This window comes from Hydrogenophaga electricum (assembly GCF_030160815.1).
GTDB classification, from domain to species: domain Bacteria; phylum Pseudomonadota; class Gammaproteobacteria; order Burkholderiales; family Burkholderiaceae_C; genus Hydrogenophaga; species Hydrogenophaga electricum.
Genome location: NZ_BSPB01000101.1, coordinates 1 through 5,602 on the forward strand (window position 1 = coordinate 1; position 5,602 = coordinate 5,602).

The 5,602-nt window shown below is 70.7% G+C and carries 5 protein-coding genes; 1 reads left to right on the plus strand and 4 read right to left on the minus strand.

The features are described 5' to 3' along the window. Nucleotides 1-51: 51 nt before the first annotated feature. Both QQK43_RS22580 and QQK43_RS22585 read right to left on the minus strand, forming a co-directional pair. Nucleotides 52-1,092 carry an OmpA family protein gene (locus QQK43_RS22580; protein ID WP_284309543.1) on the minus strand — a complete coding sequence of 347 codons (1,041 nt, stop codon included), beginning with the start codon at nucleotides 1,090-1,092 and terminating at the stop codon, nucleotides 52-54. A 101-nt stretch (nucleotides 1,093-1,193) separates the two neighbouring features. Beyond that, on the minus strand, nucleotides 1,194-2,261 hold the full coding sequence (locus QQK43_RS22585) for a helix-turn-helix transcriptional regulator (protein WP_284309544.1): 1,068 nt from the start codon (nucleotides 2,259-2,261) through the stop codon (nucleotides 1,194-1,196). A gap of 169 nt (nucleotides 2,262-2,430) precedes the next feature. On the opposite strand from QQK43_RS22585, the gene QQK43_RS22590 reads away from it, so the two are divergent. After that, a complete protein-coding gene (locus QQK43_RS22590) occupies nucleotides 2,431-2,952 on the plus strand; it encodes a hypothetical protein (protein WP_284309545.1) in 522 nt (173 codons plus the stop codon). A gap of 36 nt (nucleotides 2,953-2,988) precedes the next feature. On the opposite strand, the gene QQK43_RS22595 is transcribed toward QQK43_RS22590, so the two are convergent. Together QQK43_RS22595 and QQK43_RS22600 are read right to left on the minus strand one after the other, a co-directional pair. Then, nucleotides 2,989-4,686 (minus strand): tannase/feruloyl esterase family alpha/beta hydrolase, encoded by a 1,698-nt coding sequence (locus QQK43_RS22595; RefSeq protein WP_284309546.1) that lies wholly within the window; start codon nucleotides 4,684-4,686, stop codon nucleotides 2,989-2,991. A 105-nt stretch (nucleotides 4,687-4,791) separates the two neighbouring features. Beyond that, nucleotides 4,792-5,602 (minus strand): amidase family protein (locus QQK43_RS22600; protein ID WP_284309547.1); only part of this gene is annotated, 811 nt, incomplete at its 5' end.

The window sequence follows — 5,602 nt, forward strand, 5'->3', positions numbered from 1 at the left end:
GGCCGGTCGTCGGGTTCATGGGGTGCCCTGGCGAGGTCGGGGTGGGCGCGCTCACTGCAGCACCAGTTCGACGCGCCGGTTCTTCGCCCGGCCGGCCTCGTCGGCGTTGCTCTGCACGGGCGCCAGGCTGGCCACGCCGTTGGCGGTCAGGCGCGCGCGGGCCACGCCGAAGTCCTGCGCCAGCGCGGCCGCCACGGCTTCGGCGCGGCGTTTGCTCAGGCCCAGGTTGGCCTCGAAGGCGCCGACGTTGTCGGTGTGGCCGACCACGTGCAGCTTGAGCGCCGGGTGCTGCTTCATCAGCGCGCCGATCTGCTCCAGCGAGGGGCGGCTCTCGGGCTTGATGTCGCTCTGGTTGGTGTCGAACAGGATGCCGTAGACGGCGACCTTGCCGGTGGCCGTCAGCGACTGGCCCAGTTCGCTGGCCGAGAGGGTTTCCATGGTCTGCGCGCGGGCCTGCGGCTGCACACGCACCAGGAACACGCTGGTGTGCTTCTTGAACGCCGCCTCGTCGCAGTACACCGACACATTGCCCGGCTTCCAGCTCATCACCGCCATGGCCGCGCCGCTGGCCTTGTTCTGCAGCACCGCGTAGCGCAGGTCGCCGACGAAGGCGCCGCCAGCACAGGCCGCCGGGCTGTTGTCGCCGATGGCGCTGGCGTAGTTCGCCGGCACCAGCAGGCGCCCGAGGTCGTAACCGTGCAGGCTGATGTCGGACGCGCCGCAGGCTGGGCCAGCGCATTCGTAGACGGTCTCGAAGCCCTGTGTCTTGAAGGCCTGCTGGTAGTTGCGCAGCACCTCCAGCGGTGAGCGCCCCGGTGGCACGAGGTATTGCAGGGCACTGCGTTGCCCCGCCACGGCCAGCGCCTTGGGCGCCACCGGCTCGCCGTTCTTGTCCACGGGTTTCGAGGTCGGCAGGCGCAGCTCGTCGTAGTCGGCGTCGTTGCGGTAGAGCAGCACCGAACCGGTGTAGCGCGAGAGGCCCGGCGGGTCGCTCAGGCCCTTGAGATCCTGCGTGGGCACGGCCGTGTCGGCCCGGGCCGCGAAGGCGAGCAGCCCGGCCAGGCCAATGGCGGCAGCGGTGGGGAGGTGCATCCGGATTCCCTGTGGCGGCGATGTCCGGGATGCTAGGGAGCGCTCCGGCGCGCCGCATCCTTCAGATGAAGGACGGCCTTCCCCGGCGGTGCCGGCCGGGCTCAGCCGCCGGGGAAGGCGGCGATCAGGCGCAGCAGTTCCTGCTGGCGCCGAACGCCGGTTTTCTGCAACAGGGCCGAGAGCTGCGTGCGCACCGTGCTCAGCTGAATGCCCAGCGCCTGCGCGATCTGTTTCGGTGTCTGGTCCTGCATCAGCAATGCCAGCACCTTCTGTTCGGCAGGGGTGAGGCCGAACAGGTTGGCGGCCAGGGTGAGCGCGCCCTGGCCGCTGTGCCGCGCGCCGATGAGCCAGATCACCGCCCCGGCCGGCTGCGTGCTGCCCGGGCGCTGGCCCGGCGTGCTGATCGCGAACACCGGGCCGAGTGCCGTCGCCAGGCGCTGACCGGTGTACTGCCCCAGCCGCGCCCGCCGGTCCAGTTGCTGCAGGATGGGCAGCACGGCGGGCATGGCGCCGGCGCGCAGCACGGCGGCGGCCTGGCGGTTGGCGAACTGCACGCGGCCGTCGGCCTGCAGCATCAGCATGCCCAGGCCCAGTTGGTCGAGGCCCGATTCGATCTGCGCCCGGTCGGCGCGGGCGCGCAGCAGTTCGTGGTGCAGCAGCAGGCAGCGCTGCAAGTGCGGTACGGTTTTCTGCAGCGCCGCCGTGGCGCCGCGCCCGAACGCGCGGCGGCCCGTGCGGCGGTAGAACGAGAGCACGGTCTCGGGCATGGCCTGGCGGTTGCCGGCCTGGAAGAGCACGCTGCACAGCAGCCATTCCTGGCCCATGCGGCGCAGAAAGTCGTTGTAGAACAGCGAGCGGCGCAGGCGGTTCTGCGGCACGATGGCCTCGCCGCTGCCCGTGTGGCCGGCCAGGAACAGGCCGCGGCTGCGCGCCGTCAGGGTCCAGTCGTCGTGCAGGTGGAAGTAGGCGCCGTAGGACTGGGCGGTTTCGAAGTCGTACCGATGACCGTGCATCGGCTGGTGATTGAACTGGTCACCGGGGGTGAACAGCAGGCCCGAGTCGGCCTCCAGGGCGTCTGCCCAGCGCGCGATCAGCCCGTCCCAGCGCGACGGGTCGCCCACCGCCTGGTAGGCCTCCAGCAGCAAGGTGTCGGGGCTCGGCGCGCTCATGGCATGGCGCCGCGTTCGCCCGCCGAAGGGGGCGCCAAAAGGGATCGACCGGTGGCCTCGGAAGGCAGGACCCGCATGGGGGGCTCTCGTTCATGTGAAGGATGCGCCCAATGTAACGCCGCCCTAGCATGCTGCCTACTGTCCCGTTCCCCTTTTCCGGAGTCTTCGCATGCCGATGCCCGTCCGAACCTGCGCGCTGGCCCTGGCCGCCGCGCTGTCGATGCCCCTGGCCTGGGCCGATCCCGCGCAACCGGTCGACCCTGCGCGTCTCAAACCCTTTCTGCCGCTGGCCTGGAAAGGCGTGGAACGGTTGAAGGTGGAGGCCGGTCGGGACATGTTCACAGGCAAGACCAGCCAGGCCCAGGCGCATTACAAGGCCGACTTCAACGCCCCCGCGCGGCTCGAACTGGTGGTTCGCATCGGTGACGAAGGCGCCAACGCGGCCCGCATGTACCGCGATTACGGCGCCGACTACCTGAAGCAGGACGTCCGGAACGACACCCAGAAAAGCCTGGTGCAGGGCGGCCGCCGCTTTCTGCTCACCAGCGCCACCGCCACCAGCATGAGCATCCAGACACAGGTGGGCGGGCGCTGGATGGTGAGCGTGAACTGCATCGAAGCCACCGAGGCCCAGTGCGTGGACGCGCTGGGCCGGATCGATTTCGCTGGGCTGGAAAAGCTCAAGCCCTGAGCGGGGCGGGGCCGACCTGCCCCGGCTCCGCGTGGTTCAGCGACAGACGAAGCTGGCGGCGTTTTCCATGCTGCCGGTGCCCCGGTAGGTGGCCACCTTCGGGTAGGGGCACAAGGGCCGGCTGCGATTGGCCGCCCAGTCGGCGGGCACGTCGGGGTTGACTTCCCCGGCACTGCCCGCGCCGCGCGCGCTGGCCTCGATGCGTTCGGGCGCGATGCCTTCTTCAACCCAGCGCACCAGGGGGGTGAGGGCGTCGAACTGGTCGGTCGACGGGCCGGCGCGGCAATGGTCCATGCCCGGCACGCGGAACAGGCGGGCAAAGCGCGCAGCCTGGCCACCCTGGCGCTGGTCCAGCGTGTCGTACCAGGCTTGGGTGTCGTGCACGGAGAAGATGGCGTCGCTGACGCCGTGGTAGAGCAGGAGCTTGCCGCCGCGTCGTTGCACCGCGTCGAGTTCGGTGGGCCGGGGCGGTGTCATGAAGGCCATGGCCGATTCGCTGTAAGCGCCTTGCGTGGCATGGACGCTGGCCAGCATGGCGTCGATATCGCCCTCCAGAGCGAAGGCCTCGCCGTTGAAGCCGGCCGGGTTCTGGGGGGGCGCGCCGAAGATGAAGGCGACGGCGCCCGCGTCGCGCTCGATCGGTGCGCGGAACTCCCAGTTGGCGACACCCGGACTGGCCAGTCCGGTGTCGTAGGGGAAGCTGGCGTAGAAGGGGCGGCCGTCGCGGGTGGTGGCGCCGCGGAAGATGGGGGCGATGGCCGTCTTCTGGGCCTCGGTCAGGCACTGGCCGTTGCGCGGGCCGGTGCAACTGGGCACGTCGCGGGCGAGGTCGAAACGGGCTTGGCAGGCGGTGCTGTCCTGCACCATGCCGTCGCGCGCGCCATCGAGCGCGTCGCAGCGCTCCAGCACGGCCCGGACCACGGTCTGGCGCTCGGCTTGGGTGAAGGCGGTGCCGAGGTCTTTCGGATCGGTGGCCACTTTCCGGTATTGCTGCGCGCCGAAGATGTTGGCCACGGCTGCCTTGGGCAGGTTGTAACCCGGGGCGCCGGCCAGGAAGCCGTCAAACATGTCCGGGTGGCGGCTGGCGGCCACCATCACGTGCCGGCCCCCGTTGGAGCAACCGGCGATGTAGGAGCGGTCGGGGGCCTTGCCGTAGGCGCGCTGCACCAGATCCTTGGCCATGGGGGTGAGCGTGCCCACGGCCTGGTAGCCGTAGTCGAGCCGGGCTTGGGGGTCCAGCCCGAACAGCGGTCCGCGCGTGAGCCGGTTGTCGTGCCCGGCATCGGAGCTGATGACGGCGAAACCCTGGTGCAGGGCCGAGGTCACGGGGCCGCCGCCGAAGGCGCCCATGGCGGGGACCACGCTGCCGTCGATGCCGCCGTTGGCCTGGTACAGGAAGCGCCCGTTCCAGGCCAGGGGCAGGCGCATTTCAAAGCCCAGTGCGTATGGCGTCTTGCCGTCGGCACCGATCCGTTCGCGCATGCTGCCTTTGACCAGGCAATGGGCGGCCACCGGCTGCGCACCGGCCTTCAGCGTGCCGGCCGCCACCGTTTCCACGCCGGTGATGCGGGTGTCGGGCAACCCGGTCAGGCGCGCCGCCAGACTGTCGCAGCCGCCGGCCAATGCGGCCGGCTTGGCGGGAGCGAGCGTGGGAGAAGGGGTGGTGGAGCAGGCGCTGGCAAGGGCGGCCAGCGACAAGGGGGCCAGCCAGCGAGCAGACGGCAGAAAAGGCATCGGACAGTCTCCAGGGTTTTTATGATTACATTAAATAATCATTCACCCGGTCGCGACACCGGGTAATCCCGATGGCAATGGCCGTCAGCCCCTGGCGGTGCCGGATCAGGCGGGAACCGGCACCGCCATCGGCCAGGGCCGTTGCGCGGGGCGCAGGCGCTCGAAGGCGTGTGCCATGCGCAGCACGCCCAGGTCGTCAAAGCGGCGGCCAGCGATCTGCAGGCCGATGGGCACGCCGTGGGGGTCGTACCCGCAGCCCACCGACACGGCGGGTTGTTCGCTCATGCTGAACGGCACGGTGAAACCGATGTGGTCCATGGCGCGCTGCACGTCGTTCGTGGGGTAGGCCCATTCGGCGGGGAAGGCGGTGTTGGGCGAGACCGGGGAGAGCACGTAATCGAAGGCCTGCGTGGCGGCCACGGTGGTGGCGCGGATCGCCAGCGCCTGGCTGTAGGCGGCGAAGGCCTGCTCGCCGCTGAAACCCAGGCCGCCTTCGGCCCAGGTGCGCACGATGGGCAGCACGCGGTCGCGCCGTTCGGGCGGCATGGCCTGCAGGTCGCAGACCGAACGGATGCGCCAGAAGCGGTCCATGCCGGCCAGCAGCTCCGGGGTCATCCAGGGGCGCAGCGGTTCCACGGTGGCGCCGGCAGCTTCGAACCGGCGTGCCGCGGCCTGCGTGGCCGCGATCACGGGCGGGTCGGCCGGCATGCCGCAGCCGGCGTCGAGCAGCAGGCCCAGACGCAGGCCGCGCAGGTCCAGGCGGTCCAGATCGAGCCAGTCGATGGCGGCCGGCGGCAGGCTCATGTGGTCGCGCGCGTCGGGCTGGGCCAGCACGGCCATCATCAGCGCGGCGTCGGCCGCGGTGCGGGTCATGGGGCCGGCGCAGCGGCCCATGTAGGGCGGGTCGATCGGCACC